The organism is Synechococcus sp. CCY 0621, assembly GCF_019038465.1.
In the GTDB taxonomy this organism is placed as follows: Bacteria; Cyanobacteriota; Cyanobacteriia; order PCC-6307; family Cyanobiaceae; genus Cyanobium.
This window is the reverse complement of sequence record NZ_JAFKRH010000042.1, coordinates 20,268-44,149: the sequence shown is the minus strand read 5'-3', so window position 1 is coordinate 44,149 and position 23,882 is coordinate 20,268. Positions and strand designations below refer to the sequence as shown.

The window sequence follows — 23,882 nt, the reverse complement described above, 5'->3', positions numbered from 1 at the left end:
TCAGGAGCGCAGGGCCATGGCAGCAACCGAGCATCCCGAGACCCCGTCTCCCCTGCCCGACGCCGCGGGCGAGGCCACCGAGCACCCCCACAACTTCGAGGCCCAGAAGGAGATCCACCGCCGCATCCGTAACGATCCGGACTACGACGACTGGGAGTACGGCACCGAGCCCCTGCCCCACGAGGCCTGGGTCGAGAAGCAGGCGGCCGCCTCAGCCGAACGTCCTGCGGGGACCTAGCTCCCGCACCAGCGGCAGACCCCCCAGGCAGGCCAGGGCCATCAGCAGCCAAAGCCCGGCCCCGTGCCCCTGGCCGTCGAGCAGCCGACCGGCCAGCAGTGGAGCCCCGAAACCGCTGATGGCGAAGCACTGGGAGAGCAGGGCCATGGCCAGCCCCTGGTGCTCCAGTGGGCAGCGTTCCACCACTGCTTCCGTGGCGGTGGGCAGGAACGCGGTCACCCCGAAGGCCAGCGGCAGCTGGGCCAGCAGCAGCAGCGCCAGGCCCCGCTCGCTGAAGGCCGAGGCCGCCAGCAGCAGGTTGCCGGCGGCGAAGCTGAGCAGGCTGAGGTTCAGACCGGTTGTCACCGGCCGCCGGGCCAGGGCCTGACCCACCGGCCACTGGAGCAGCAGCACCAGGCCCAGCTGCAGGCCGATGGTGAGGGCGCCGAGGCTCACCGGCAGGGCACGCCGCTGCAGGCTGCCCCGCACCAGCTCCAGCGGCAGGGCGCTCTGCATCAGGGCCGGCATCGCCGTGGCCAGCACTGCGACGGCCAGCAGCGGCGCCAGCCCAGGGATCCAGTGGCCCCAGGGGCTGGGGTGGGCCAGGACCTCCCTGGGTCTGGGATCCGGCAGGCCCTTGCGCCGCAGCACCAGCAGCAACACCAGCATGCAGACGATGTCCACGGCATAGATGCCCCGCAGCCATCCCCGATCGGCGAGCACGGCCCCCACCAGGGCACCGGTGGCGATGCCGAGGGCATCGGCGCTGCGGGTCAGGGCGAAGGCCCGCCCCGAGCTCACCGGCGAGCAACTCAGCGGCACCGCCAGTTCCACCGCAGGCCAGTAGAACCCCATGGCCATGCCGAGCAGCACCTGCCCCTGCAGGTAGCCGCCGAAGGAGCCGGTGCCCATCAGCCGGACATCGCCGGCGATGGCCATCAGGGCCGCCAGCAGCACCGGCACCGAACAGTTCAGGCCCCGATCCAGCAGCACCCCACTCAGGATCCGGCCCAGGGTGCCCGCCACCGCCGCCAGGGCCAGCCCTTCGGTAACGCGACCGGCGCTGAACTGCGCCTGGTGGAACACCATCGGCGTCAGATAGAGCACGCCACCGGCTCCCAGCATGGCGATCGTGCGGATCAGGGCGACTTCGCGCAGGGCTGCTGGAAACTGGGTGAACCAGGACCGCGCCCTGGCCCATCCCTGTGCCTGTCTCACGCCGCCATCGCCAACTCAAAGGTCTGCTGGCCAGTCTGCTGATCACGGCGCCGGGCCTGGCGCCGGCGGCCGGTGCGGCGGAGCTGCTGGAGCTGCGGTTCGATGGCCTGGAGCTGCCGGTGAACCTGGAGCAGCTCGATGGCTGGTCCAGGAGCCCGAACGGGCGCTCCGCCGCCGGCGGCGACCTGGCGGTCTGGCTGGATCTGCTGGATCCCCGCAGTCGCCAGGACCTGAAGATCCTGCTGCGTGCCCCCCTGCTGCGGGACACCAGCTTCGGCCAGCAGTTGCTGGACAGCTGGGCGGGAAGCCAGATGCTGGCCCGCCTGGGCGACCTGCTGACCACCCCCGACGGCAGAAGTTCCACCGCGGTGCTGCAGACCACCCTCCGGCGTCTGCTGGAGACCCGTCAGGATGTCTCCACCATTGGCTTGCTGCGGGCCCTGCCGGTGCAGCGGCTCAGCCTCCAGCTCGATGGCCTTTACGACCTGGCCCTGCAGTGGCGCCAGCAGATCGACCTGCAGCGCCAGGCCCTGCGGCGCCTCCAGGCCCTGGCGCTGCCGGAGCGCCGCACCGTTCCCTTCGCCTTCGGCGAACGCACCTCCCTGAGGCCCCGCCGGCAGGGGCTGTTGGTGGCGCACCGCCCCCAGCCTCTTCCCCTGGAGATCTGGTCGGTGCCGTCCCCGGCGGGTCTGCGGCGGAGCGTGGCCCCAGACCGGCCCTGGCTATTGATGATGCCCGGGCTGGGGGGCAATGCCGACCAGCTCGGCTGGCTGGCCGGTGAGCTGGCCGAACGCGGCTGGCCTGTGGTGGTGGTGCAGCACCCCGGCAGCGATGGCCCCGCCCTCAAGGCCGCCCTCGACGGCCAGCGGCCACCGCCGGGAGCCGAAACCCTGGCCATCCGCCTGGCCGACATCAAGGCCGTGCTCGCGGCCCAGCGCCGGGGTGAGCTGCCGGTGCAGGGCAAGGGCGTGGTGCTGCTCGGCCATTCGATGGGGGGTCTCTCCGCCCTGCTGGCGGCCGGGGTGGTGCCGGAACCCGGCCTGGGGGAGCGCTGCCGCAAGGCCCTCGATCGGCTGCCGATCGCCAACCCTTCCCGGCTGCTGCAGTGCCAGCTTCCCAGCACCCAGCTGCCGGAGCGCTCCGCCGCCCCCGCCGACCTGCGCGGGCTGGTGCTGCTCAACGGCTTCGGCAGCCTGCTCTGGCCCCGTCGGGGCCTGGCCTCGCTTGGGGTGCCGGTGCTGATGGTGGGGGGCAGCCTCGATCTGGTGACGCCGCCCCTGGAGGAGCAGCTGCGGCTGTTTCTCCAGGGGCGGGATCCCCGCAGTCGCCTGGTGATGGTGGAGGGCGGCAGCCACTTCTCCCCCGTGCGGCTGATGCCCACCGATGAGGTGCTCTTCCGGCTTGATGCGGAGCTGGTGGGGGTGGATCCGGCCAGGGTGCAATCGGCGCTGTTGCGCCTCACCACCGAGTACCTCCACACCCTGGACCAGCCCCTGCTGCTGCCTGCCCAGCGGCGGGTGCATCAGGGGGTCACGCTCGACGTGCTCGATGCCGCCGCCGCCCGGCGCTGGAGAGCGGGCCTGGAGCCCTGAACTCAGAAGCGGATGCGTGGGTCGAGCAGGGCCACCACCAGGTCGACAAGCACGGACACCAGCACCACCAGGGCCGCGACGACAACAACGATGCCCTGCACCAGGGGGTAGTCGCGCTGGGCAATGGCTTCCTGCAGGCGGAAGGCGATGCCGGGCCAGGAGTAGGTGACTTCGATCAGCAGGGCGCCGCCGATCAGGGAGGCCACCGTGATGCCGGTGATCGTGAGCACGGGCAGCAGGGCGTTGGGCAGGGCATGGTGCAGCACCACACGCCGTTCGCTCAGGCCCCGGCTGCGGGCGGCCTCCACGTAATCGGAGCCGAGGGCACGGCGCAGGTTGAGCCGCAGGGCATTGGTGAAGATGCCGCTGAGCAGCAGGCCCAGGGTGGCCGCCGGCAGCACGAGGTGGCGCAGGCTGCCGGCCAGCTGCTGCCAGTCGCCGGCCCTGAGGCTGTCAAGCAGGTAAAAGCCCGTGCCCTGCGGCGGCATCAGGGTGGCGGGGAAGCGCCCCCCCACCGGCAGCCAGCCCAGCCAGACGGCGAACACCAGCTGCACCACCATGGCCGCCCAGAAGGGGGGCAGGGCGTAGGTGCCGATGCCATAGAGCCTGCCGGCCAGATCGAGGCGCCCCTCGGGGCGGGCGATGCCGCTGAACCCCACCGCCAGACCCAGGATGGCGGCCAGCAGCAGCGACACCAGACCCAGCTCCAGGCTGGCCGGCAGGCTGTCCTGGATGAGGCGGGTCACCGGTTCGCCGTTGGTGAGGGACTGGCCCAGATCGCCCTGCAGCAGGTGGCCCAGGAAGCGGCCGTACTGCTCGGCCAGGGGGCGATCCAGGCCGAGCTGGGCCCGCAGGGCGGCGCGGGCCGCCTCCGGGGCACGGGTGCCCAGCAGCGCATCGATCGGATCGCCGGGGGCCACGCGCAGCAGCAGGAACACCAGCGAAGCGATCAGCCAGAGCATGACCGGTGCCAGGGCGAGCCGGGAGGCCAGGTAGCGCGCCAGGTCGGAACGGCGGCTCATGGCAGCCGGGCTCCGGCGGGCAGACGGCGCAGCTCGCCCAGCATCACCCGGCCGGAGCCGTCGAACTGGGGCTGGCTGAGGTCCAGGCCGCCCCAGGCCGCCGGGGCACTGAGCCACACCGGCACGTAGGGGCTGGCGGCGGCGACGCGGCGCTGGATGGCCACCAGCAGGGCGACCCGCTCGGGACCAACCAGCTGGCTGCTGCGCTGCAGATCCGCCTCCAGCCCCGGCGCCGTCCAGAAGCTGCCGCCCAGCACACTGTTGCCCTTCAGGCAGCGGTCCCCCTCGGCCTTGCTGCAGGACAGCAGTGGCATCAGGAAGTTCTCCGCATCGGGATAGTCGCCGATCCAGTCGTAGAAGAGCATCGTCAGGGCGCCTTTGTCGAGCTGGGAGTAGGCAGTGGTCGACTCCATGCCGCTCACCTCCAGGGTCACGCAATCGCCCAGGTCACGGCGCAGCTGGGCCTGCCAGGTGAGGGCGAACAGACGGTCGGTGGGGATGTCGGAGCGATAGGTGAGCGGCAGGGTGAGCACCCGCCCCCGGCAATAGCCCGCCTGGCGGTAGAGGGCGCGGGCCCCGGCGGGGTCGTAGGCCGGCCAGGCGCTGGGATCGGAACCCGGCAGGTCCGGAGGGATCAGTTGCCGCTGGGGGGAACGCAGCCCCAGGGTCACCCGCCGGGCGATGGTGTCCCGATCGAGGCTGCGGGCCACGGCCTGGCGCAGGCCGGACCGGTTCAGCGGCGGCTGGTCGCTCAGCAGGGAGACGAGGGAGATCTCCATGGCGGGGCCGACGGCTTCCCGCAGGCGGCCGGCCGCGGCGTCGCGGTGCAGGGCCTGCTGATGGTCGATCTCCAGACCGCCGTTGAGCAGCAGGTCGACCTCGCCGCTGCGCAGGGCACCGAACAGGGCGGTGGAGTTGCTCAGGGTCACCAGGTCGATGCCCCCGTTGGCCGGACGCCGCCCCCAGTAGCGGGGCCAGGGTTTCAGGCGCTGTTGCTGGCCACCGAAGAAGGCCAGGGCATAGGGGCCGGTGCCGACGAAGCGGTCGTTGAGGGGCTTGTCGCGATGCCGCCGGTAGGCGGTGGGGGAGACGGGCGTGAGGAAGATGGCGCTGAGCAGCCGCGGCAGCGGGCTGAAGGGGCGCTTCAGCACCAGCTCGATCTCATAGGGAGCGGTCACCTGCACGCTTTCAACCCGCTCACTCAGCTGGTAGCCGAGGGTGCCGATCGCCATGAAGCGGCGCAGGGAGAACGCCATGGCGGCGGCATCGAAGCGGGTGCCGTCATGGAAGAGCACCCCGCGGCGCAGGGGGATCCGGGCCCGCAGCCCATCGCCGCTCAGCTCCGGCAGGGCCGTGGCCAGCCGCGGCTCGAGGCGGCCGTTGCTGTCGATCGCATAGAGGGGGTCGCCGAGGCCGCTGAGCACCTGCATCACGCCGACGCGGGAGGCCTGCACCGGATCGAGGGAATCGATGCGGCTCTTGGTGGCCACGATCAGGGACGGGCTGGATCGCCTCGGCTGACAGGCCACCAGCAACGGCAGTGCCAGCAGCAGGGAGGCGAGGCTGGCCGCGATCGCGGTTGGTCGGCGTCCATCTCTACCCCTGGTCGTCGGCAAGATCTTGCGATCCGGTGGGGCCCATTCAAGCGGCCAGCCCGCGGGCTGCTGGCTGGCGGTGGTCAGGGGGCGCGTCGGTTGGGCTTCGGACGTCGCCCCAGCAGGATGTCCACCTGCCTGCTCAGTTGCTGGAGCAGGGTGAGGGAGGCACCCGGCCGCTGGGCACCAGCGGCGAAGGCCACGGCGAAGCCCAGCGCGGCGATGCTGACCCTGGCTGCCCCCTGTCCAAGGGCCCAGAGGTCGGTGGGGGCGGGGCCGCCGATCCGGTTGTTGGCACGGGTCTCGGTCCGCTGGAGTTCATCGAGCAGGCTGCGCTTCAGTTCGCCAAGGGGGAGGCTGAGGGCGGCCGCAGGCAGCTCGGGTCGGGGGGCCCGCAGTCGGGAGAAACGGGCCTGCAGGTCCTCCGGGCTGGTGGCCGCTTCGATGGCCTGGCGGATCATCGTCACCCGCTCGCCGAGCACGTTGCGCTGCATCGCCTCGTTGCCCTGCGCCTGGGAGAGGACACGCCAGGTGGCGAAACCCTGCAGGGGCACCAGCAGCAGGAAGGCGAAGACCACGACGATGGCCCACTGGCGGGCGGTGGCCACCTGGGCCCGCAGGAAGCCGTTGGCGGGCTCGATGTAGAGACCCAGGTGCAACAGCAGAAACCCAACCAGGGCCAGCAGGGAGGTGTTGACCATGCGGTTGGTGAAGCGCAGTTGCCAGGCGGGATTCAGCAGCTGCAGGGGCATGGAATCGACCAGAACGAAGCCCAGAAACACCAGCAGCAGCCCGCCGCCGCTCCAGGCGAACAGGCGGCCGAAGCTGGCGATGTGGTCTTCGCGACTGGCGGAGTAATCAGGCATCCGTGCTCGGGACGGGGAAGGTGGCGGGAGCGAACCAGCGGCCCAGACCTTAGGGGGGCTGACCAGTGGCGTCACGGGCTCCGCGTCAGAGGGCAACACGACCACCCTGCCAGCGCCGCTTAAGGAGGAATGCGTGCTTCCTGAATATCGCCTGATAGATTGGTGAAATATCCTTAGGCCTCCATGGCACGCCCCCTCCGTCTCGGTGCCCTCTCCCTGGGCCGTTTCCGCCCCTCGGTCCACCTTTACCCCCCGCTGCTGCTGCTCACCTGCCTGGTCGCCAGTACCGCTGCTCCTGCCGTGGGCAGCCATCCCCACGAGAGCCTGGGAGACCTGGAGGAGCTGCGAGAGCTCCTGACTCCGGGATTCGGTGTCTCGCCCGATTACCTGGTCGGGGCCGGCGGGATCCGCCTGGCCAACTCCTCCACGGGCCTGGTCGTGCCGCCCTTCCACTACAGCGTTGCCCCTTATGAGGTGAGCGTTGATGGTTTTGTTGTGCCCTCTGGCTTCTTTCTGGCGCGTTCCGGTGCCGCCTCAGGCGACAGCCTGTTCCGGTTGAGCAGCCCCCTCGCCTTCCGCTGGGCGGGCACCTCCTCCACTCCTGAGGCGCAGCTCACCTGGCAGGCGGGCACTCTGTTCGACAACGTCTTCAACGGGGCCACCGGTGGCTTCGTCCCTTTCCGGATCGTTCCCGCTGGCGCTTCGGAGTCGGACGAATCCTCCTCTGACCCCTCGGAGCTTGCCATTGCCGCCGAGCCCGCCGGCGAGGATCCCGGCCAGAGGCAGGCTGGGGAGGTGTTCGAAACCGCCCTGCTGCCCCAGGGCACTGAACCCCTCCCACCAGGGGCACCCTCCGATGACTTGGCCGGCGAATGGCCTGAGGGCCCAGGCGATGCTCACGCCGCAGAGGGGCCCGATCCGGCCTCGGTTCCCGGCCCCCTGCCCCTGGCCGGTGTGGCCATCGCCTGGCGGTCCAGCCGCCGCCTGAGGCAGCGGCTCCGGCAGGTGCGCTGACATCACGACGATGTCCCCCAGGCGAGCTCGATGAACAGCACCAAGAGCAGCAGCAGCAAACCCAGCGGGTCAGCAGTGAGGTGATGACCATGCTGTTGCTGTAGCGCAGTGGCCAGGCCGGATTGAGTAGCTGGAGGGGTAGGGAATCGACCAGCACGAAGACTGAAGAATCCAGCAGCATCTCTCCACCGCTTCAGGCGGACAGGCGGCTGAATCCGGCGACATACTCCTCGCGACTGGCTGAGTAGTCAGGCGTCGGGGCTGCAGAGGAATGAACGCTGAGAAAAACCGGAGAGGCCAGGCTTCGGCGTCATCGACGGGGTGACATCAATAGGGCATCCTCTGTTTCCTGTGACGTGCTCTGGTCAGGGTCTGCCAGCGGCGTGACAACGTATCCAGGAGGGTGAGGGAGGAGTTCTTCCCCTGTGCACCAGCGGCAAAGGCGTAGGCATAGCCGATGGAACCGAGAATGGTGCGCAACGCAGACTGACCCGCCGTCCATAACTGGGCTGGAGTGGGGCCTCCAACGCGGTCGGCATAGATGTTTTCCGCCCGTGCAAGATTGTCCAGGATGCCTTTCTTGACCAGTGGCAGGGGTTGGGCAAGGTCAGCAGGCTGGAGCTGGATCTGGAAATCCTTGAGGGCGGAGATCTTCTTCTGGAGGTCTGCCGTGCTGGTGGCCGAAGCGATCGCCTGCTTCAGCGGGGCGAGACGCCTGTTGGCCGTTTGCAACTGCGTATTCTGGATCACCTTTGCCTCTTTATAGGACGTCAAGGTGGCGAAGCCCTGGAGTGGAATGAGCAGCAGAAATCCGATGGCAACAGCGATGGCCCACTGGCGCACATTGGCGAGGCGTTGTCGATAGGCATGGGGGGATGGATGCAAGATCGAAGCGATGTGCAGGCAGGCAAGACCCACCAGGGGCAGTGAGCCCAGGGCCATCAGGCGAGCCACTAATTTCAGCTGCCAGTCAGATCGCAGTAGCTGGAGGGGCAGGGAATCGAACAGGACGTACGCCAGGAAAACGAGGAAAAGGCCGGTCGCCGTTGCAGCAAGAAAATCACTGACGACCCTGAGTTTTTCTTTGGGGTCGTTGTTGGGATTGTCGCCTTGATCAGTGAAGTGGTCGATCATCGCAGGGCAGACATGTCTTTTGAGGACAGAGAAAAGCGATCGAAAGGTAGCGTCCCATGGAAGCCTGAAATCTGTGGAGGCCAGCGACCGAGGCGGTCGAAACGGCCCATGCTCCTTCGGCAGACCCTCCAAGCCGATCTTGGCTCCTCCTTTGGGCCAAGATTACTCATGAGTCCCGTTGGTGCTCCCCAACTCGGGGACCCGACCGGTTGAAAGAGACGATTGGGAAGCCCGCTAGGCTTGCGGAACCGGCCAAGGAAGGTTTTAGGCGCCGGGACGAAAGTTAAGAAATCGACACATTTGTGGGTCTTCGTTGCATAGTTCGGCGCCGCTAACCACCCTTTAAGGATTTCTGCTACTATTATGGTTGGTGGAGCTGTCTGGCAGCTGCACAAGTGCTCACGTCTCTAGGAGCTACACTACCCACATGAAAATCCCTAAACTTCTCGCCAGAGCTGCCACGCTGGCCTTGGTCCCAGGCGCTCTCCTTTTTGGCACGGCCGACAAGGCCCATGCCATTGCGGTGTTCTTCACGCCTCCAGGTTCCCAGATTGATTCAGATCCTATCAATGATCTGGTTCTCCAGCCCGGCAGCACCCAGCCCTTCCAGTTCAACCTCGATCTGCCTCTGCTCGGTGCGGTCGGATTTGCTGGTCAGGACGTGACGGCATTCCAGTACGTCCTGTCTTTCGATGCCTCGGAGTGGGTGCCCCAGCAGAGCTCGATTGATGCCTGCAACGGTTTCGTCAATCCCTTGTTCTCCTGTGCCACAGCTCCCCTGCTGGTGCCAGGCGCTCCTGCCATCGGTAGTGGTGTCACCAACCAGTTCGTGATCACATTGACCGCCGCCCCCGGCCAGGGGATTGTCGGTGGAGCACCTGTCTTCGCGATCGGTGGTCCTATCGTCGGTGATGTCGGTGCTTCCCTTCCCAACAATGGAGACGCCGATCTCCTGGGCTCGTTGATCTCGATCACGATCGGTGGCAACACCCTCGTCTCCACGGACCCCACCCTGCCTTCCCTGATTCAGACGTCTGTCTTCGGCAGCCAGAGCATCTCCATTCAGGCGGAGAAGGTCCCCGGTCCTCTGCCTCTGCTTGGTGCAGGCGCCGCCTTCGGCTACAGCCGGCGTCTCCGGAAGCGGGTGAAAGGTGTCGCCTCCAAGCCAGTGCAGGCCTGATTCACTGGGTTCTTTTCCCTCTTCTGGGGAATCGTTCCATCAAGGATGCATTCATCAAGAATGCATCCTTTTTTCGTTTGTGGAGAGGCGTTGCGCTGCAATTCGGCTCAACATCCCATTGGATGGTCAAGCCGCTTCTGAGAAGCTGTGATTGTTGACAGGTTGGGGTTGGCGCTGCGGGGGGTTGTTGGCTGGTTGGGCGGATCCCTGCGACGTCCGATAGATCTTGCCGACGCGTTCGATTTGGTTCAGCTGTGGCACCTTCTCGATAGGTAGATTGTAAGAGAATCTATAGAGAAGCTCAGATGTTGTCTCAAACTGCTCAATATGAAACAGGTGATCGGCATGGCGAATCGTTGTGAATGTGCAGGCAGGGAAAGCATCAGCAATTTCCTTGCAAAAAGCAGGCAAAGTGAAGCAGTCGTGCTCGCCAGTGAAGATCAAGGTATTACAGGATGGGGTGGAATTGAGATTGATTTTTCCGTGCTGGAGCAGACGTAGAGTGTTGAGCTCGTACTTATGTCTATCGAGTTTGTTCATATTCACTAGTTGCGAATAAAGTAAACGCTTGGCAAGTTTATGCCGCTCCACTCTTTTGGTTGTATCGGTACATAGGAGCCCGTTGCCTTTTTGGGGTCCGGAGATGCCGAGCACTTCATTAGCAAATTGTCCCATGTCTCCATTTCTGAGCGGTATCAGCGTGTGGGCAACACCCGCACGCAGGTGCTCAGGGATTTCCTTCATGGTTCCGCACAGTACGAGATTGTCAACTCTGTGGGGAAAAAACTGGGCAAAACAATAGGCCGTTGGTGTGCCGTAAGAGGCGGCAACGATAGAAACACGTTCAATCCCGGCGTCGTCCAGCATCACTCCAATGGTTTCTGCCAGAAAATCCTGTCCGAAACTGGTGGGCAGGGGATCAGAGGCACCCGTGCCAGGTAGATCCACGATGATGACGGGCTTTCCTTGCTCGATGAAATACCTGGCGAAGCGGTACCACGACTGCATGGATTGGAACGCACCGCTGACGAACAGGGTCGGGATGTGTTGAGCGGCCCCAGGTTGGATGTGTTTGTAGCTGAAATGGAACCCGCAATGGATCAGCCGCTTGGTTGGGGCCGATGCAATGATGCAAGGATTCAATTGGTCTTTGTTTGTGCTCTGAAAATTATGCAGGTGGAGCATGGCTCATTCAACGTTGCCACTGCCTGAAAAAGACAAAGACAATGTTGAGAAGAAACTTGATTTCACTCTATCCACGCCACCATCCATGCCCCAGCCTATGGCAGGCAGTTGTTAAGGCGGCTACAAGCAGGATCTGGCAGGCTTGCGGGATGGTGATTGAAGGCGGTGAAATGTCTGAATCTATGGGGTGAGGGCCAAGGATGAGCGCCCCTTTGGCATTGTCGCCTGGTTGAACTTTTTCTGGCAGTGGAGATTGGAACTGGTTTGAGCCTTCTGGAGGCTGAACCTTTTCTTGATCTTTCTGCCGACCAGTTCGATAGCGTTCAGCATGGGAATGTCATCAATGGGCTGGTTGTAGCTGAACCGGAACAACAACTCGGCCGTGGTATCGAACTGTTCGATGTGAAACAGGTGATCGGCTTGCTGGATGGTCGTGAACGTGGCTTTGCAAAACGCGCTGGCAATTTCACGGCAGAATTCTGGGCGTGTGAAACAGTCATGCTCGCCGGTGAAAACAAGCGTTCGCACGGCAGGTGGGCTCCCGAGCGCGATCTGGCCGTGGTTCAGCAGGCGTTTTGTGTTGATGACATACTTTTCACGATCTGCGGCATTCATGTTGATTAACTGGGAATAGAGAAGACGATGGGCCAGCTTCCTTCTGGCGATGGGCTTCTCTGGATCTGTGCAGATTAATCCGCAGCCCTGCTGAGGGCCCGAAACACCGAGCAGCTCATTGGCGAACTGCTCCATTTTCCCTTCTTCAAGAGTCTGAAAGGAATGGGCCAGATCGCCATGGATGTGATGGGGGACTTCTTTCATCGTTCCACAAAGGACCAGGCTCTCCACCATGGATGGATGGAGCTCAGCGAACCGGAAGGCAATCGGTGTTCCGTAGGAGGCGGCAACGACAGCCACCTTGTGATGTCCGAGCTCATCCAGCATATGTTTGATGGTCGCGGCAAGGTAATCCAACCCATACTCGGTGGGTAAGGGGTCAGCGCGACCAGTTCCTGGCAGATCCACCATGATGACAGGCTTTCCTCGCCCCAGAAAAAGCCTGGCGAACCGATGCCAGGAGGGCATGCTCTGAAAGGCGCCGCTCACAAAGAGGGTGGGAGTGATGTCAGGAGTTGCAACTGGAATATCCTTGCAGTAGTAGGAAAAACCCCTGAAAGAGAGCTTTTTTGCTGCTACTGAAGCGATTAATTGGTCGCATTGGTAACCACCTTTGTCGAGTCCTTCTTTGATCTTCTCCAGGCTTGTCTTGTCAGGAGTGGGATGCATGTTGGACCTGAAGCTGATAAATCCAGCCTAGCCACTCTTTCGGTTCCCACGATGCATGACGTCTATAGCATAGCCTTATAACCGCAGTCCTGCCTTGTTTCTTTAATAAATGCTTTCAGGAAGGTTTGGTTGTCATGAGGCGAAAGTTGTCTGTTCATCTGATTCACCGATTGCATGAAGTCAAGTCCTGCTTCGGTTGTCCCCTGATTGTGGCCCTGATTGTGGCCCTGGTTGGGAGTACTGCTTCGAGAATCCTGTTCCTGTGGCTCGTCTTCACGACCTGCATCAGCTTCTGATGATTCATGGCTGATGCCGACAATGCGTTCGCCTCCCACAGGCGCTTAGGCCCCTCCGTTGCCGAAGAGCTGCGGCAGAGGCCAGCGTGTGTCTTTTGTCTCACCACTGGCTTTCTCCCTGTTGGTCTGCTTTCATCAGCTCAGCCCTGATGGCAGGCAGGTAAGAACCCTTGCACCAACTGCTTTGGCACGATGATCTTCGCCAGTCCTGACGATGCCCCAGGCTCCCAGCGCCAACATCAAGCTCCAAGGTGGCTCATGGATCGCCATTCCTTTCTGCTCATGCGGTGATGGACTTCAGGTCTGCTGGTTGAGAAGGCTGTGCCAATCGCCTTAGCAAAGACGCTCTCATCGGATTCCAGGATTGCGTTCTGTGCTTCCAAGGAACTGGAACGATACTCCTGCGGAAATCTTCAGGTTCGTCAATCAACCAAGCCCTTCTGAAGCAGAAGTTGGCTTTATCAGTCGCATCTCTGGGCTGGCTTGATCTTCTGCTACAACGTGCGGAGGCAGGCAGCAACCCTTTGCACTTCCTCAAGAGCGGTGATGGCGGCCAGGGCGTCGCGGAAGCTCGATTCCCGCACCTGGTGGGTGATCACCACGATCTCGGCGGATCCCTCAGTGGCTTCGAACTGGACGATCGACTGGATCGAAACCCCTCTGGTGCCGAAGCAGGTGCCGATGCGGCCGATCACACCGGCTTCATCGCGTGTCTGGAGGCGAACGTAGTTGCGGTGGCTTGCGAGAGAGGCATCAGCCAGGCTTACTGGACGCCAGCTGCTGGCTGCGAGCAGGGGATCCAGTCCAGCATCCGCGCCACCCACCTGCCGGATCCCCGCGATGTTGAGAATGTCGGCCACCACGGCCGAGGCCGTGGGTCCTGCTCCTGCGCCTGGCCCGAAGAACATGACCTGGCCCACTGGTTCGCCTTCGACCAGGATCGCGTTGTTCACCCCGTGGACGCCGGCCAGGGGATGGTGCTTGGGCAGAAGGGTTGGATGCACACGCACGTCGAGCTGGATGCCCTCGGCCTGGTCGTGCTCGTTGATGCGCTCTGCCACCGCCAGTAACTTCACCACGAATCCCAGTTGAGCCGCGTAGGTCACGTCGCGGGCCTTCAGCCGGTCAATCCCTTCTGTTGGGATGCCGGCCCTCGGAACGGGGCCGCCGAAGGCGAGGCCGGCAAGGATGGCGATCTTGTCGGCCGCATCCCCACCCTGCACATCGGCGGCCGGATCGGCTTCGGCATAGCCAAGGCGCTGGGCGTCGGCCAGCACATCCCCATAGGCCGCCCCCTCCTCGGCCATCCGGCTGAGGATGTAGTTCGTGGTGCCATTGATGATGCCGCTCACCCGATGAATGCGGTTGCCGCCGAGCGACTGCTTCAGGGGTTCGATGATGGGAATGCCACCGCCGACGGCCGCCTCGATCAGCACGTAGACCCCCTGCTTCTCTGCCGCCGCCGCGATTTCCTCGCCATAGCGAGCGATCACCGCCTTGTTGGCGGTGACAACCGGCTTCCCGGCGGCGATTGCCCTCAGGATCAGCGTGCGGGCCGGCTCCAGTCCGCCCATCACCTCCACCACGATGTCCACGTCCGGATCGTCCACCACCGCTGCCGGATCGGTCACCAGCAGAGCCGGATCCAGGTCCACAGAGCGCGGTCGAGCCGGGTCGCGCACCGCCACGCGGCGCAGGGCCAGTGCCGCCACCAACGGGTGACGACCCTGGGGGCTGGCGAGGATCGCCGCTACGCCACTCCCTACCGTGCCCAGACCGAGCAAGCCAACGCCGATGGTCATGGGCTGCATCCTCAAAGCCTGATCCTAGGAATCGGCCCCTGTTCTGGATCGTTCGAACTGTTGGGCCTGGGCCTGCATCATGCGCAGAATGTTCAGAAACCCGTTCGCCCGGGATGGGGTGAGGCTCGCTTGGAGCCCCGTGGCCGCGATGAAGGCCGGATCGATCGAAGCCACTTCACGCGGCGTCAAGCCCTCAAGGCCCTCGATCAGCAACGCCAGCAATCCCTTGGTGATCTGGGCGTCGGAATCACCCTGCCAATGAAGTTTTCCTTCCACCAGTCGACCCACCACGAACACCTGGGAGACGCAACCCTTCACTTTGAAGGCCTCCTGTCTGAGGTCGTCGGGCAGCGGGGCAAGCTTCTTGGCCAGCCAGAGAATGTATTCATAACGGCGCTTGGCATCCCCCGTACTGCCGAGCCGATCAACGATCCGATCGAGAGCAGGACTGCCGGTATCCATCAGCTGATCGTAACGACTCAGGTATCCCGGCGCAGAAGGCCGAACAGACCCGCACCACCCACTAGGCCCATCCCGATGAGGACCGTCGAGGCCTGCCAGGGCCAGGGCTGCCGAGGAGTGTGGCGGTGGGCCTGGGTGGTCGGAGTCTTGGCGGGTCCGGTGGGTTCGATATCGGAAAGTTCCAGGAAATCCCGATGGCCGGGACCTGCATCCACTTGGATCTCCCCTCCCCCCCGGGCGACTGGCGGCAGGACGAACGTGAGACGGCCATCCGCTCCGGTGCGCCCAAGTTCGATGGGGTCACCGCCAGCCAGCGGCAGCAGGCGGACATTGGCGTCGCCGGCAGGAACCCCACTGGAGAAACTGCTATGGATCTCCAGCTTCTCGATCCCGCTGGAACCGTTGAGGGTGGTGGAGATTCGTTCGAGCGTGCTCTGGATGCTGTGGGCCCTCGCCGGGCTGGGAAACAGGGCCGAGGGCAGAACAAGGGCAGCCCCGCCGAGCAGGGCCAACAGGACAGTGGTTCGGGTCATCACGACCTCAGCTGGATTTCCACCGACTATCGCTCGCTTTGCCGGACTGGACCATCCTGGCCATCGAGGCCACCATCATCGAAAGGGCATCACTCTCATTGCCGCGGGCCTGGAGTTCGGCGGCGAGCACCCGCTCCGCCGCCGTTGGTGCGCTGATGTCGTCGCTCCAGTTGGTGTGGGCCAAGGAGCGGAAGCTCATCGAGGTCAGGTCCAATGAAGCTACGCGTCAACTGATGGATCCTGGCAAAGGGCGGAACAAGATGCGCTGTGGGCGCGGGGATCCTTAAACGGTTGAAATGCTGTTGGATGCGGTTTCGATCCAGTGGACGCCGTTTTCATCCAGCCAGCCGGAGAAGGGGATGTCCCAGGCGTCACGGGGCAGGGTCGGGGCAACGCAGGCGGCTGGCAGAACCGCCAGGGCCGGCACTGCCCGCCAACGGGGATCGGCGCGCAGCCGGTCGTACCAACCACCTCCGGAACCCAGTCGCAAGCCATCGGGGGTGACCGCCAAGGCGGGCACAAGCAGCAAGGCCAGCGCTTCTGGAGCCAGCGGCGAGCCTTCTCGGGGGGCCGGAATGCCGCAGGCGTCTGGTCCGAGGCGGTGTTGGGGCCCCCAGGGAAGGTAGACGAGGCCGGACCCAGGCCACACAGCCGGCAGGGCCACCTGCCGGTGCGGGTCTTCGGCCAGAATCCTCACATCGGGTTCATGGTTCAGCGGCCAGTAGAGCCCGAGCCACTGACCAAGTGGTACACGATCACGGAGTTCCCGGCAGGCGGTCGCAGCGATCCCCGCAGAGGCATCGGGAAGGCTGCGCTGGCGCAGCCGACGGTAATGCCGGCGTAGTTCGGCTTTGTCCATGCCCTCCATCCAGGACTGAACATCGTCAAACCATGGAGTTCCTGCAACGATGTTCGTGCATCTGGATTTCTTATGCAACAGTCTGCACTGTGGGTAGGGGCCCGGGATCTGCTTGAAAAGGCTGCCGGGCGCCTGCGCAGCGAGGAAGGCAGGCTTCTGGCGTCTTCTGTGCAGTGGTGGGAGTTACCCGGTTTTCCGGAGCGATGGCCCGTGGCGGTGCTTGGTGACGGGCCTCCGCTGCTGTTATTGCAGGGATTCGATACATCATTCCTGGATTTTGAATTGCTCGCCCCGCTTCTGGCCAGCCGGTATCGCGTGTTGATCCCTGATCTCTGCGGTTTTGGTTTCTGTCCGCGACCCAGAGATCTCGATATTTCCCCGGACGTCATCCTGCGTCATCTGGAGGCGCTGATCGACTCTCCCGCGTATCACCTGGCGACGCGAGGGAGAGCGGCGTCCCTCCCACCTGCGCCGTTGGGGGTCGTAGGAGCCTCCATGGGGGCCCGGGTGGCTCTGGAACTGGCGCGCCGACGTCCGGATCGGGTCGAGTGTCTGATGTTGCTGTCCCCTGCGGGCCTGACGGAACCGCCCCTTCCCCTTCCCCTGCCGCCCTTGATCGAGACGCTCACCACCTTCCTCCTCAGCCTGTGGCTGACACGATTCGCTTTGCATCGGTTCATGCACGCCGTGCCGGATCGCACCTTCGGGTACAAGGAACGGGAAATGATGACCTCCCATGTGGGCATGCCCGGTTGGGCCTGGGGTCTACAGCGCTTTTCGCGCTCGGGCGGCTTCGGTGCCAGCCAGGATCCTCTGCCCCCGCAGCCGATCCTGGGTCTGCTGGGTGCCCGGGATCACCTGCTCAGCCCACGCCAGAAAGAGCTGGTGAGGGCGATTCTGGGAGCGCGACTCCGCGAGATTCCTGATTGTGGCCATGTCCCCCAGTGGGAGCAGCCTGATCGGGTCGCTAGGGCCTGGATCGACTGGAGGGCCGAGGCTGAGGAGGCCTGAGGCTCCGCTTCGGTTTTCAGGGATTGGTGGCCAGGCTGCGTCCTTTCCACGTCCAGTTCTGGCCTGACAGCACCTTGTAGGCCGATCCGATCATCAGAGCCGACATGGCAAGGCCACCCACCGGGAACAGGAACCATCCCCGAAGCGGGATTTTGTAGACGCGTAGGACCAGAACCCTGATCGCCAGATGCCCAGTGATGAAAACCAGGATGGGCAGGGCCGTATTCGGGAACAGAAGGGAGATCAACGGTACGTCGAAGAGGATCAGCAGCAGGATGACGCTCTTGATCGCATTGAAAATGCTTTTGTCGACGGAGACAAAGAAATTTTTTGTCCATCCCTCCCACAATGACCTGGCATCGTGATACATATACACTTCAATCAGATCTCCCCCTGCAATGTTCTTGGCCAGAATTCCCGAGCGGACGATGTTTGCTGACAGGCCTTTGGTTTCCATGGAATCTTCCCTAACGGCTTCGTAGCCACCGGTGATCTCATAGGCGCGCCGTGAGAGATAAACGCACTGACCGAAGGCATGGGGTTTTTTTGTGTCCGGATCCAGTGCCGTACTGATCTTGTTGAGGATGAGAGTGGAAAGGGCAACATTGGGTTGAACGATATAATCGACGAGAGATTTGCAGATGAGGGTTGGGAAGAATCCTGCAAACTCGTAGTGGCGATGGAGGGTTTGTAGGAACTCGCTCAGAAAGGGTTCCTTCATGGAAACATCGGCATCAATGAAAAAGAGGTGATGCCCCTTTGATTCAAGATATCCCGTATGACTGGCCCAACTCTTTCCAAGCCAGATTTCGTTCCTTGGCCTCTCTTCGCTCGTCAGCAGCGTGATGGACACGGGTGTTTTGAATTCTCCTTGCCCGGCTCCATCGCCATGGCAAGCCAGTGCATCGACCAGGCTCTGGCGGCAGGCTGCTGCGATGGCATGCGTGCAGTCGCTGGATCTGTCATCCACCACGATCAGCCGCGTCCGCAGACCATGCTGCCGGAACAGGAAAAGGGCGCTGCGGGAGATGGTTTCGATGCAGGTCTTGATGTTCAGTTCTTCGTTGTAGGCGGGTATGATGATTTCAAGGTCCCAGCCATTCTCTTCCGCCCCGCTGCTCAGGCTGCGCTGCCGTTGGTTTTTCGTCAGTAGCCCGAGCAGCGATTGGCTTTCGTCGCCACGTGCTGAGCCAGGCGGCTGGCGATGATGTTTCTGATGACCAGAAGCCTCAAGGCTGAGGAGATCGCGCTGATCTTGTCTCAGTTTGATGAAGATGATCCAGGGCACGATTGCCAGTAGCGAAGCGATCAAGGTTGCCCCATGAATGCCTTGGAGCCAAAGTGACACTTGCATGGAATCTTCGGTGATGGGATTGAGGTTCTTGGTGAAGTTTTGGGATTAAGCCTTTGGGTCTGGAATCGTTTGAATGACTGATCATGGCATGAATCGCTTCTGATCGATATCTCCCTAGGCGCTTTCCATCCGAGGGGTTCGGCCCCCTCAGGTTCCCCCGTCCCTGGTCATGTGGTCCGTTCGCACATCTGTTCACTGAGGCTCCAGAGCCGCTGCCGCTGTCCCCGATCAAGGGCCGCCCGCGGAAAGCGGCGCAGGGTGGGAGATCCGCGTTGCTGTCCCACGCCATTGGGTGCATAGACCTGCCCACCTTGCACCCCGGAGGTTGTGGCCGCGAACAGCTGGCAGGAGGCACCCGTGGCGGCATCCTGGAATAGGGGGCTCATCAGGCGCACCATCAACGCCTCCACGTGATCGCCACTTGCGGCCACCGACGCGGATTGGATGCCGGTGCGGGCCACCCCTGGATGGGCGGCCACGGAAATCACCCGACTGCCGGCCGCCGCCAGGCGATGGTGCAGTTCCAGGGAGAACATGGAATTTGCCAGTTTGCTCTGGGCATACGCCCGCCAGCGGTCGTAGCGCCGCTCGCCCTGCAGGTCATCAAAATTGATGCGGCCGAGGTAGTGCCAGGTGGAGGTGACGGTCACCACCCGGGCGGAGGGGCGCGACTCGAGCAGGGGCAGGAGGGCACGGGTCAGCGCGAAATGGCCGAGATAATTGATCCCGAAATGGCGCTCGAAACCGTCGCGGGTGATGGCACGGGGCAGCCCCATCACCCCGGCATTGTTGATCAGAAGATCGAGATCCGGCCATCGGGAGGCCACCGTCTGAGCGGCCCTATGGACGCAGCCGAGATCCGCCAGATCCAGTTCGAGGGGCTCAAGTGCTCCTGGGCTCGTTTCCCGCAGGGCCCTGCAGGTCTGCTCGGCCAGCTCCATCGTCTGGCAGGCCAGCACAACCGTGGCGCCCCGCGCGGAAAGGGCCCTGGCGGTCTCCAGGCCCAGGCCGCTGCTGGCACCCGTGACAAGGGCCAGACGTCCGGTCTGGTCAGGAATGTCAGCCATGGACCAGGGAGCTGAACGGACGCGGGTGACCGGCAATGTTCATGGTGCTGACGGAGGGATTATCCCCACAGTCCGCGCCCTGGCAACTCCTGGCCCTCGATCCGGTGGCGTCGCCCAGTGCAAGGCCCATTCAGCGCTGAAACCACCCGGTCAGGGCCACCGCCAGGGCGTCGGCGGCGTCGTCGGGGCGGGGGGGGATCTGCAGATCCAGCTCCCGCATCACCGCCGCCAGCACCTCGTCCTTCTCGGCGTGCCCGGACCCCGCCAGAGCCAGCTTGATCTGCATGGGGGGGTACTCCACCACCGGGATGGCGAAGCGGGCCAGGGTCATCATCACCACCCCCCGGGCCTGGACCACCGCGATGGTGGTGCTGGAGCGGTAGAAGAAAAACTTCTCCACCGCCGCCAGCTGGGGCCGCCAGCGGCGCACGATCACCCGCAGGTCACGGGCGATCTCCACCATGCGGTCGCCGTCACTGCGGCCGGGTTCGGTGCGGATCATGCCGCAGTCGAGCAGGCGCTGGTGGCCATCGCCGCTGGCCGAGCGACCCTCCACATCGATCACCCCATAGCCGACACGGGCGAGGCCGGGGTCGATGCCAAGGATCCTCACCCTGCGCCTCTCACCCCGCCAGGGCCAGTTGGAAGGCGGTGGGGTCGCCTCCGGCGTGATCGAACACCTTGCAGAACATCTTCACCACCCGATCGCCGGAGTCGATCTGCTCGAGGGGGTCCTTGCGCAGCCGGTGGCGCAGGCAGCAGGCCACCACGCGGGCCACGTCGTCGTCGCTCACCTCCAGGTGGCCCTCGAAGGCCGCCAGGGCCCGGGCCGCCCGGTTGGTGACGATGTCGCCCCTCAGGCCGTCCACGTCCAGTTCGCCGCAGACCGCCGAGATGCGGATGCGCAGGTCGTCGTCGATGGCCACCTGGGGCAGCCGCTCCTGGGCTTCCACCACCCGGGCCTGCAGGGCCTCCTGGGTGCTCTGCAGCCGGTCGCTGAAGCTGTCGGGGTCGGCATCGAAGCTGGTGCGCTGATCCACCACCTGCACCCGCAGCTCGGGATCGCGCACCGTGCGCACCTCGACGCTCATGCCGAAGCGATCCAGCAACTGGGGGCGCAGCTCCCCCTCCTCCGGGTTGCCGGAGCCGATCAGCACGAAACGGGCCGGGTGCCGCACCGACACCCCCTCCCGTTCCACCGTGTTCCACCCCGACGCGGCCGAATCCAGCAACACGTCGACCAGGTGGTCGTCGAGCAGATTCACCTCGTCGACGTAGAGCAGGCCCCGGTTGGCTTTGGCCAGCAGTCCCGGCTCAAAGGCCCGCACGCCCTCGCTGAGGGCCTTCTCGATGTCGATCGTGCCGCAGAGGCGGTCCTCGGTGGCTCCCAATGGCAGGTCGACCATGGGCACCTGGCGGGCCTCAATGGGCAGCTGCTCGCCCCGTTCGACCCTCTGGCGCACCTCGCTGCTCTGCAGGTCGGGATCGCTGGGCGAACTGTTGTAGGGATCCCCTGCCACCACGTCGATCGCGGGCAGCAGATCGGCGAGGGCGCGGATGGTGGTGGATTTGCCTGTGCCCCGATCCCCCATGATCATCACCCCGCCGATGCGGGGGTCGATCACGTTGAGCAGCAGCGCCAGCTTCATCTCCTCCTGCCCCACGATGGCGGTGAAGGGGAAGACCCTGCGCTTCCTGGTTGGCGTCACGGGCTGGTTGCGGGCGTAGCCCCGGATTGTTTCACAGCCGCCCCTGGGGCCACCTCCGGGGCCACGGGGATCAGCGACAGCACCTGGGGCGGGGTGGCGTCGGCCGGATAGATCAACCGCACCCGCAGCTGCCGCTCCTGGCCAGGGCGCAGGCTGACGGTGCCCAGGGTGGGCCCTTCCTGACCGGCCCGCAGCACGAGGTGGAAGCGGCGCCGTCCGCCGGGACCACCCGCGTCGTTGTCGAGGCCGCTCACCTCGACGGTGCCGCGGAACATCACCGCCCGCGCCGGGGTGGTGTTGAAGCGCAGGCCGCCCAGGGGCTGCTCGGTCTTGATCGGCGATTCCAGGGCCAGGGCGAGCCGCGTCGGTTGGCCTGTGTCGTTGCGCAGCGGCAGGCTGAGGTCGTAGGTGACGCCGTAGTTGCCGTGGGCGGCCCAGGCGGTGCCGGGATAGAAGGAGCGGAGGGGGGCCGTCTGCACCTGGCCGGTGCCGAGGGTGCCCCGCTCCAGGGAACTGATCGGCCAGGAGATCGGCGCCCGGCTCACCGACAGGGTCGGGCGACCCGGATCGCTGATCCGCCCCTGCCAGGCGCTGCCCACCTGCACGCCGCTGACCCGGGAATAGACCATCGGGCCGCTGGCCCCCCGGGGGCTGGGGCTGTGCTCCTTCGGGCTGAGGCCGCCCTGCAGCAGGCGCTGCCAGACGGCGGGATCCGGGGGCCGGTCGACCGGACCGAAGGCCGCCAGGGTGGCCACATCCACCGGCCCGTCGCTGTTGAGACGCAGCTGCAGGTTGAGGCCGTTGAGCAAGGGATCAAGGCCGCGCACCGGCAGCGGCAGCACCATCAGCGTGCTCAGCTGTCCCGGCGGCAGGGTCCAGCCCTCCGGCACCAGGGGACTGCGCTGCCGGGCCAGCAGCTCGGTGGCCACCCGGCTGCCGGGGCCGGCCCAGATCGGCGTGCTGCCCTGCTCCATCAGGGCCGGCAGGGGCAGGAAGGGGGCCGAGGGCTGTTCGGGGTTCACCGACTGGGACAGGGCGGTGGAGCCGGCCACCGTGCGCAGCTTCACCGGGGCCTGGCCCCGTGGGGCCGCCACCACCGCCAGCCAGAGGGTGGAATCGAGGCTTTCCGGACTGCCGGCGTAGATGTGGTGGCTGAACAGTTCGAAGGGGCCGCTGACAGCTGTGTTCAGGTGCGCCGAGGGCTCACCCAGGGGCCGGCCGGCGTAGCCCCTTTGGCCATCGAAGGTGGAAAGCAGGATGCCGGGGCCCTTGATCACCTCGGGGTTGTTGTCGTTCAGCATCGGCACCGCATCCAGCCGGCCGGGCAGGGGCGCCACCGTGCCCGGGCGAAGCACGGGGGGCTTCGGGGCGGGCTTCGGGGTTGCAGACGGCTGCGGCTGGGCCAGCAGGGGACTACCAAGAGCGGTCAGCCACGGCAGCAGCAGGGCGGGGATGACGGCTCTCATTGACTTTTGACGAGGGTTTTGGCGACGGCGCCGGCCATCGCCCGGATCAGCTCGGCGGAACGGGGATCGTTGAAGGGACCCTTCACCATGAAGGCCGCCACGGCCCGCTGGCCATCGGGCAGCTGAATCAGGGCGGCATCGGCGTAGGCGATGCCGATGTCGCCGGTCTTGTTGTAAACAGTGATGCCTTTGGGCAGCAGTTCACTGTCGGGATCGGGGGCATCCTTGCCCATCCCCATCAGCAGGCCGAGGGGGATGAGGGTGTTGGTGCGGGACGTGGCCATGATTTCCCGGAACAGATCCCTGGCCCGGGGGGTGAGCTTGTCGCCGGTGTCCACCAGGGCGATGGAGCGGGCCAGGTCACGGGCGCTGGTGGTGTTGGTGCCGTCAAGGTCAGGCAGCCAGTTGTTCACCACCGTGGCGGGCAGGCCGAGGCTGCGGAAGCGGCTGTTGAGGGTGGTCTTGCCGCCCAGCCGGCGGATCAGCAGGTTGGTGGCGGTGTTATCACTCACCCGGATCATCTCCGTGGCGGCCTCGAAGAAGGGGAAGCGGGTGCCCAGCGGCTTGTTGGCCATCCAGCCGGCCCCACCCCCCACCACCTCCTTGGTGAGTGGCATGGGCTCGTTCCAGCGCAGCTTGCCGCCATCGAGGTCCTCCAGGCTGGCCAGCAGGATCGGCACCTTGATGGCACTGGCCGCCGGCAGAGCCAGATCCGGCTGCATCTGGGCGAAGCGACCGTCGTCGAGCACCAGCAGGAAGCCGCTGGCGGTCAGATCCTTCTGGGCGGCGGCCAGCCGCGTCCACTGCTGGCTGAGGCCGACGAGCTCCTGGCGCGGCTCGAACCGTCCCAGGGCCATCGCCCCGGTGCCGGGCTTCTTCACCATCGGCGTTGAGCCCGGTGCAGGCGTACCGATCGCCCCCTTGACGAGGCGTGGCTCCAGCAGCTTGAGGGCGGTGCCCACGATCACGCCCAGACCCACCCCCAGCACGATCAGGCGCAGCACCAGACCCACAGG

At 64.9% G+C, this 23,882-nt stretch carries 24 protein-coding genes; 5 read left to right on the top strand and 19 right to left on the bottom strand.

Annotation, left to right across the window (positions count from 1 at the left end; genetic code table 11):
* Positions 1–16: 16 nt before the first annotated feature.
* A complete protein-coding gene (locus tag KUG43_RS14215) occupies positions 17–238 on the top strand; it encodes a hypothetical protein (RefSeq protein WP_216910101.1) in 222 nt (73 codons plus the stop codon).
* On the opposite strand, the gene KUG43_RS14210 is transcribed toward KUG43_RS14215, so the two are convergent.
* The gene (locus tag KUG43_RS14210; protein WP_353618050.1) at positions 212–1,435 is read right to left on the bottom strand and encodes an MFS transporter; all 1,224 of its coding nucleotides are present in this window, start codon (positions 1,433–1,435) and stop codon (positions 212–214) included. The two genes, KUG43_RS14215 and KUG43_RS14210, sit on opposite strands and share 27 nt — an antisense overlap.
* On the opposite strand from KUG43_RS14210, the gene KUG43_RS14205 reads away from it, so the two are divergent.
* A complete protein-coding gene (locus KUG43_RS14205; RefSeq protein ID WP_216910099.1) occupies positions 1,423–3,027 on the top strand; it encodes an alpha/beta hydrolase in 1,605 nt (534 codons plus the stop codon). The two genes, KUG43_RS14210 and KUG43_RS14205, sit on opposite strands and share 13 nt — an antisense overlap.
* Before the next feature lie 2 nt (positions 3,028–3,029).
* On the opposite strand, the gene KUG43_RS14200 is transcribed toward KUG43_RS14205, so the two are convergent.
* The 3 genes from KUG43_RS14200 to KUG43_RS14190 form a co-directional block, all read right to left on the bottom strand.
* Positions 3,030–4,049 carry an ABC transporter permease gene (locus KUG43_RS14200; protein ID WP_216910097.1) on the bottom strand — a complete coding sequence of 340 codons (1,020 nt, stop codon included), beginning with the start codon at positions 4,047–4,049 and terminating at the stop codon, positions 3,030–3,032.
* Positions 4,046–5,665, bottom strand: coding sequence for an ABC transporter substrate-binding protein (locus KUG43_RS14195; RefSeq protein ID WP_216910096.1), 1,620 nt, complete (start codon positions 5,663–5,665; stop codon positions 4,046–4,048). The genes KUG43_RS14200 and KUG43_RS14195 overlap by 4 nt, the downstream gene beginning before the upstream one ends.
* Before the next feature lie 62 nt (positions 5,666–5,727).
* On the bottom strand, positions 5,728–6,510 hold the full coding sequence (locus tag KUG43_RS14190; RefSeq protein WP_216910094.1) for a hypothetical protein: 783 nt from the start codon (positions 6,508–6,510) through the stop codon (positions 5,728–5,730).
* A 183-nt stretch (positions 6,511–6,693) separates the two neighbouring features.
* Here KUG43_RS14190 and KUG43_RS14185 point away from each other — a divergent pair, with 183 nt between their 5' ends.
* Positions 6,694–7,524: a hypothetical protein gene (locus KUG43_RS14185; protein WP_216910092.1), complete on the top strand. Its 831-nt coding sequence runs from the start codon at positions 6,694–6,696 to the stop codon at positions 7,522–7,524.
* Between the two features lie 327 nt (positions 7,525–7,851).
* Here KUG43_RS14185 and KUG43_RS14180 read toward each other — a convergent pair whose 3' ends face one another.
* Positions 7,852–8,658, bottom strand: coding sequence for a hypothetical protein (locus KUG43_RS14180; protein ID WP_216910090.1), 807 nt, complete (start codon positions 8,656–8,658; stop codon positions 7,852–7,854).
* 370 nt (positions 8,659–9,028) lie between these two features.
* Here KUG43_RS14180 and KUG43_RS14175 point away from each other — a divergent pair, with 370 nt between their 5' ends.
* Positions 9,029–9,838 carry a hypothetical protein gene (locus tag KUG43_RS14175; protein ID WP_216910088.1) on the top strand — a complete coding sequence of 270 codons (810 nt, stop codon included), beginning with the start codon at positions 9,029–9,031 and terminating at the stop codon, positions 9,836–9,838.
* 126 nt (positions 9,839–9,964) lie between these two features.
* Here KUG43_RS14175 and KUG43_RS14170 read toward each other — a convergent pair whose 3' ends face one another.
* From KUG43_RS14170 to KUG43_RS14135, 8 genes are all read right to left on the bottom strand, one after another.
* The gene (locus KUG43_RS14170; RefSeq protein ID WP_216910086.1) at positions 9,965–11,023 is read right to left on the bottom strand and encodes an alpha/beta fold hydrolase; all 1,059 of its coding nucleotides are present in this window, start codon (positions 11,021–11,023) and stop codon (positions 9,965–9,967) included.
* A gap of 180 nt (positions 11,024–11,203) precedes the next feature.
* Positions 11,204–12,307, bottom strand: coding sequence for an alpha/beta fold hydrolase (locus tag KUG43_RS14165; protein ID WP_216910084.1), 1,104 nt, complete (start codon positions 12,305–12,307; stop codon positions 11,204–11,206).
* Between the two features lie 62 nt (positions 12,308–12,369).
* Positions 12,370–12,642: a hypothetical protein gene (locus KUG43_RS14160; protein WP_216910082.1), complete on the bottom strand. Its 273-nt coding sequence runs from the start codon at positions 12,640–12,642 to the stop codon at positions 12,370–12,372.
* A gap of 455 nt (positions 12,643–13,097) precedes the next feature.
* Entirely contained in the window at positions 13,098–14,405 is a 1,308-nt protein-coding gene (locus KUG43_RS14155; RefSeq protein ID WP_216910080.1) for a homoserine dehydrogenase, read from the bottom strand.
* 24 nt (positions 14,406–14,429) lie between these two features.
* The gene (locus KUG43_RS14150) at positions 14,430–14,867 is read right to left on the bottom strand and encodes a SufE family protein (RefSeq protein ID WP_216910078.1); all 438 of its coding nucleotides are present in this window, start codon (positions 14,865–14,867) and stop codon (positions 14,430–14,432) included.
* Between the two features lie 17 nt (positions 14,868–14,884).
* Entirely contained in the window at positions 14,885–15,400 is a 516-nt protein-coding gene (locus KUG43_RS14145) for a hypothetical protein (protein WP_216910076.1), read from the bottom strand.
* Positions 15,401–15,407: 7 nt separating this feature from the next.
* On the bottom strand, positions 15,408–15,599 hold the full coding sequence (locus KUG43_RS14140) for a hypothetical protein (protein ID WP_216910074.1): 192 nt from the start codon (positions 15,597–15,599) through the stop codon (positions 15,408–15,410).
* Positions 15,600–15,683: 84 nt separating this feature from the next.
* Positions 15,684–16,259, bottom strand: a complete 576-nt coding sequence (locus KUG43_RS14135) for a 5-formyltetrahydrofolate cyclo-ligase (RefSeq protein WP_353618051.1) — start codon at positions 16,257–16,259, stop codon at positions 15,684–15,686.
* Between the two features lie 210 nt (positions 16,260–16,469).
* Between KUG43_RS14135 and KUG43_RS14130 the strand changes: the two genes are divergently transcribed.
* A complete protein-coding gene (locus tag KUG43_RS14130; RefSeq protein WP_353618049.1) occupies positions 16,470–17,270 on the top strand; it encodes an alpha/beta fold hydrolase in 801 nt (266 codons plus the stop codon).
* Between the two features lie 16 nt (positions 17,271–17,286).
* Here KUG43_RS14130 and KUG43_RS14125 read toward each other — a convergent pair whose 3' ends face one another.
* From KUG43_RS14125 to KUG43_RS14100, 6 genes are all read right to left on the bottom strand, one after another.
* A complete protein-coding gene (locus KUG43_RS14125) occupies positions 17,287–18,624 on the bottom strand; it encodes a glycosyltransferase family 2 protein (RefSeq protein WP_216910070.1) in 1,338 nt (445 codons plus the stop codon).
* 167 nt (positions 18,625–18,791) lie between these two features.
* Entirely contained in the window at positions 18,792–19,691 is a 900-nt protein-coding gene (locus tag KUG43_RS14120) for an oxidoreductase (protein ID WP_216910068.1), read from the bottom strand.
* A 130-nt stretch (positions 19,692–19,821) separates the two neighbouring features.
* A complete protein-coding gene (ruvC, locus tag KUG43_RS14115; protein ID WP_216910066.1) occupies positions 19,822–20,304 on the bottom strand; it encodes a crossover junction endodeoxyribonuclease RuvC in 483 nt (160 codons plus the stop codon).
* 10 nt (positions 20,305–20,314) lie between these two features.
* Entirely contained in the window at positions 20,315–21,400 is a 1,086-nt protein-coding gene (gene bchI, locus KUG43_RS14110) for a magnesium chelatase ATPase subunit I (protein ID WP_216910064.1), read from the bottom strand.
* Positions 21,397–22,866 (bottom strand): DUF3370 domain-containing protein, encoded by a 1,470-nt coding sequence (locus KUG43_RS14105; protein WP_216910062.1) that lies wholly within the window; start codon positions 22,864–22,866, stop codon positions 21,397–21,399. Before KUG43_RS14105 ends, bchI begins: the two co-directional genes overlap by 4 nt.
* Positions 22,863–23,879, bottom strand: a complete 1,017-nt coding sequence (locus KUG43_RS14100) for a serine hydrolase (RefSeq protein ID WP_216910060.1) — start codon at positions 23,877–23,879, stop codon at positions 22,863–22,865. Before KUG43_RS14100 ends, KUG43_RS14105 begins: the two co-directional genes overlap by 4 nt.
* Positions 23,880–23,882: the final 3 nt, after the last annotated feature.

Coding starts and splice junctions, on each gene's coding strand:
- KUG43_RS14215 (WP_216910101.1), top strand. CDS start 17: ATGGCAGCAACCGAGCATCCCGAGACCCCGTCTCCCCTGCCCGACGCC.
- KUG43_RS14200 (WP_216910097.1), bottom strand. CDS start 4,049: ATGAGCCGCCGTTCCGACCTGGCGCGCTACCTGGCCTCCCGGCTCGCC.
- KUG43_RS14190 (WP_216910094.1), bottom strand. CDS start 6,510: ATGCCTGATTACTCCGCCAGTCGCGAAGACCACATCGCCAGCTTCGGC.
- KUG43_RS14185 (WP_216910092.1), top strand. CDS start 6,694: ATGGCACGCCCCCTCCGTCTCGGTGCCCTCTCCCTGGGCCGTTTCCGC.
- KUG43_RS14180 (WP_216910090.1), bottom strand. CDS start 8,658: ATGATCGACCACTTCACTGATCAAGGCGACAATCCCAACAACGACCCC.
- KUG43_RS14170 (WP_216910086.1), bottom strand. CDS start 11,023: ATGCTCCACCTGCATAATTTTCAGAGCACAAACAAAGACCAATTGAAT.
- KUG43_RS14165 (WP_216910084.1), bottom strand. CDS start 12,307: ATGCATCCCACTCCTGACAAGACAAGCCTGGAGAAGATCAAAGAAGGA.
- KUG43_RS14155 (WP_216910080.1), bottom strand. CDS start 14,405: ATGACCATCGGCGTTGGCTTGCTCGGTCTGGGCACGGTAGGGAGTGGC.
- KUG43_RS14150 (WP_216910078.1), bottom strand. CDS start 14,867: ATGGATACCGGCAGTCCTGCTCTCGATCGGATCGTTGATCGGCTCGGC.
- KUG43_RS14145 (WP_216910076.1), bottom strand. CDS start 15,400: ATGACCCGAACCACTGTCCTGTTGGCCCTGCTCGGCGGGGCTGCCCTT.
- KUG43_RS14140 (WP_216910074.1), bottom strand. CDS start 15,599: ATGAGCTTCCGCTCCTTGGCCCACACCAACTGGAGCGACGACATCAGC.
- KUG43_RS14135 (WP_353618051.1), bottom strand. CDS start 16,259: ATGGACAAAGCCGAACTACGCCGGCATTACCGTCGGCTGCGCCAGCGC.
- KUG43_RS14125 (WP_216910070.1), bottom strand. CDS start 18,624: ATGCAAGTGTCACTTTGGCTCCAAGGCATTCATGGGGCAACCTTGATC.
- KUG43_RS14120 (WP_216910068.1), bottom strand. CDS start 19,691: ATGGCTGACATTCCTGACCAGACCGGACGTCTGGCCCTTGTCACGGGT.
- KUG43_RS14105 (WP_216910062.1), bottom strand. CDS start 22,866: ATGAGAGCCGTCATCCCCGCCCTGCTGCTGCCGTGGCTGACCGCTCTT.